Here is a 3,594-nt window from a genome sequence, read left to right as displayed (position 1 = left end):
GGGTATGCTTTAAGCGACTCTACAAACTATTCAAAAGTGTTTATCGGTAAATCTCTTGAGGGAATCTTCGAGATCAACATCAGCTATGGACAAAGTGAAGGTATTTCTTTAAACGGAGGAGGGTATGCCCCAACTCTAAGAAGACCTTATGTAGCCAACAAGGCAGATATTCAATGGCCTGTAAATACCTCTTACATCAATAAAATCTATAAAGATACTACTGATATCAGGTATAGAACTTTCTTCTTCCAGGCGCAGTCGTCAGAGGGTCAGACCATTAAATTCTCTAATGTAACCTACGCCGATGGTTCGGCAAAAAATGATCCGAGGCTATCCAATAACCTGATCATATTCCGTTTGGCAGATATTTATTTGCTACGAGCAGAAGCGTTGAACAAATTGGGTCGTGATGGAGAGGCGGTTATACTGCTCAATGCCATCAGAAAAAGAGCTAAGGTTGCTGAGTATGTCGGGGGAGGCACAGCTTTGGGCACAACAATCCTAGAAGAAAGGCTTCGTGAACTATATTTCGAAGGCCAGTCTTACTACGATATGGTAAGAACCAAAACACTTCCTACCTATAACGAACGCTTTAAAGACCAGTTCATGAATGGCACTCCTGAAGGTGGCTGGTTATGGCCAATAGATCCTGGAATGTTCAAAGACGACTTTACGTTAACACAAACGCCATACTGGCAAGGAAGGCTTTAATCATTAAATGAATCAGATATGAAAAAATTAATTATGATATGCATTGCAATAGTCACAGTGGTTACTGTTTACTCTTGCAAGAAAGATTATGTGATCGGTGGTAGTCTTTACAACCCTAAGGTTGATATGACCACATACGATTATCTAAAAACCAAAAAGCTGTTTGATACGCTCATCATCATGGTAGATCGGATGGGTCTAAAAGATGAAGTAAATGCCAGTGGGACGGTTTTTGCTTTAACTAATTACGCTATAAGTAATTATGTTAAAGAAAAACAGGCACATCTGCGTATTAAATTAAATGATGAGAACCTTGTTTTTACATTCGATTCTTTAAAGCTCCCAGAGCTGAAGGATTCTTTGAGGGCTTACTTGTTTAAAGACAGACTCCCCGTAGAGGCACTAAGTGAAGTGGGGAAATTAAGGAAATCTAACGATGGGGAATTCAGGTTAATTCAGGCCATTCCAACAACAGATTATACCGACCCTAACATCTTCCCAGTTAAACCAAAATATGTTTACCTCACTAAAATAGTTAAAAAGGAGGATGGAACGGGTACCATTCCTACTGACTCTACACAACTCCCATTGGTTGATCCTGAACAATTGCTGCAGGCACGTGTGCAAACCTCAGGGATTATTACCAACACCGGTGTGATACATGTGGTAAATAACAACCACACGTTTACTTTTTTCGGTGATATCAAGAATTAATGATTTTAAGCTAATAATATGAAAAGATATATAAAACTTATAACATTTGGCTTTGTAGCGATGGGGATCATATTCTCTTGTAAAAAAGTCGAAAACGGTTTTCTCAGCAATCAGATCAGATACCGGGATAGCCCAATAAAAATTCAAAAAGGCATAACAGTTCAAACTAAGCCGGTAGACAATGATGGCTCCAGTGCACCGGTAACTTATGAATTGTTAGATATTCGTGATGCGGTTACAAAAAAACATGCAGAACTATTATATACAAACTACGAGCGGTATATTTTTATCTCTCAGTTTGATGTGAATAGGGATACAACTGTTGAATTGCTAAATAAGCACAGGCAATTATTAAACGCACCGCCGGTTGAATTTAATACACATACCGGAGCATTTACTTTTTATGGAACAACCGCAAATGTGGCTGTTGGGACCTATGAATTTGATATTCGGGCAACCAATGAGAATGGTTCAAAGGATTTTAAAAACATTGGCCAGTTTTCTTTATATGATGGGCCCGTAGCGGAGCAATCTGCAGGGGGCGGTGCGTGGTTTAAGGATGGATCCAGCGCGTCTGGGGATATTGGAGAGCCAGAAGTTAAGATTAAAAAGACTTCCAACGAAGGTACATTGATTATTCTAAAAATAGTAGATAAAAACGGCACTCCATTTAATCCAAAGAAAAATGAGTTCATCAAACGTGGAGACAGGAATAGCTTTGATACTTTTGCCAGGTTCCATCCCCTCGTATTAACAGATTCTACAATGGCCTGTAACTTTGAAGTAGTTCCATTCCCGCTTGTTGCGGGCCCTCCTGGACAGGGTTATACCATTTATTACAGAATTCCAGGCAACTTTGCCAAACTCGACCCAGGTCTTACTCCAACTCCAGACCGAGGCTATAGCATTAATCCGCGATTTACTTTCCGAATCTATCAGGAGGGAACTTACGAGGTAACGGTTAGAATTAAAAATGCCACAAGAGATGTCTTGTAGCAAGTAGTGTACATCAAAAAAGGGTGCCAATATTTCTTTGGCACCCCTTAATAAGAAACTCCTATTGACTTTTCTTGACCTGGTCATCTTCATTATTTATTACTTTAGCTATTAAAGTATTTAGAGGATGAACATTGTCAAGATAAAACACATTGTAGTTGCACTACTGTTGCTATTTCCTGAACTCGTCTTTTCGCAGGGAAAGGCACAACAAAAGAAACCAAATATCATTTACATCTACGCGGATGATTTGGGTTACGCTGAGATTGGCCCATACGGACAGAAAAAGATTAAGACTCCTAATTTGGATAAACTGGCCAAAGAGGGGATGAAATTCACTCAACATTATACCAGTACACCAGTTTGTGCTCCCGCCCGTTGCATGCTAATGACTGGCAAACACGGTGGCCATTCTTACATCCGTGGTAACTATGAAATGGGCGGTTTCCCAGATAGCTTGGAAGCCGGGCAGATGCCATTGCCCGAAGGAACATTTACGATTCCGAAAATGTTAAAGGAAGCTGGTTATGTCACAGCTCTRACCGGCAAGTGGGGTTTAGGAATGAACAACACAACAGGGTCACCCTTAAAGCAAGGATTTGATTATTATTATGGATACCTGGACCAAAAGCAATCCCATAATTTTTATCCCTCTCACCTTTGGGAAAATGATGAGAAGGTTATGCTTGATAATCCTTATATGTACGTCCATAAAGGTCTCGATTCTACAAAAGCGACCGATAAGGATTTTGATTATTACAAAGGCAAAGTGTATTCGCCAGACATAATGACTAAAAAGGCTGTTCGTTTTATTAATGAGCAAAAATCGAAGCCGTTTTTCTTATACATGCCTTATACTATTCCACATGTTTCGTTACAAGCACCTGATGAATATGTTAAAAAGTATATAGGGCAGTTCAATGAGTATCCTTACTACGGACAACAGGGATACGCACCAACTAAGTACCCATATTCAACCTATGCTGCTATGATCACTTATCTGGATGATCAGGTTGGGATTATTATGGCCGAAATTAAAAAGCTAGGGCTAGACGACAATACGATCATTATGTTTTCAAGCGATAACGGAGCCACATTCAATGGTGGGGTAAATGCTAAGTTCTTTAACAGTGTCGATGGCTTGCGTGGATTAAAGATGGATGTATATGAAGG

The 3,594-nt window shown here is 39.8% G+C and carries 4 protein-coding genes; all 4 read left to right on the top strand.

Going from position 1 to position 3,594, the window contains the following annotated elements; translation table 11 throughout:
- Positions 1-711: RagB/SusD family nutrient uptake outer membrane protein (locus AC1DG9_RS25110; RefSeq protein ID WP_477635467.1), on the top strand; the 711-nt coding region annotated here is incomplete at its 5' end.
- 18 nt (positions 712-729) lie between these two features.
- The gene (locus tag AC1DG9_RS25105) at positions 730-1,425 is read left to right on the top strand and encodes a hypothetical protein (RefSeq protein ID WP_288879156.1); all 696 of its coding nucleotides are present in this window, start codon (positions 730-732) and stop codon (positions 1,423-1,425) included.
- 18 nt (positions 1,426-1,443) lie between these two features.
- Positions 1,444-2,421, top strand: coding sequence for a DUF5007 domain-containing protein (locus AC1DG9_RS25100; protein ID WP_216854330.1), 978 nt, complete (start codon positions 1,444-1,446; stop codon positions 2,419-2,421).
- A gap of 127 nt (positions 2,422-2,548) precedes the next feature.
- A partial coding sequence (locus AC1DG9_RS25095; protein WP_477635466.1) for a sulfatase-like hydrolase/transferase occupies positions 2,549-3,594 on the top strand: 1,046 nt, incomplete at its 3' end.

The sequence above is a fragment of the Pedobacter sp. 05L430 genome (assembly GCF_056397585.1).
Note: the sequence above shows the minus strand (reverse complement) of the source record. Positions and strands in the feature narration are given on the sequence as shown.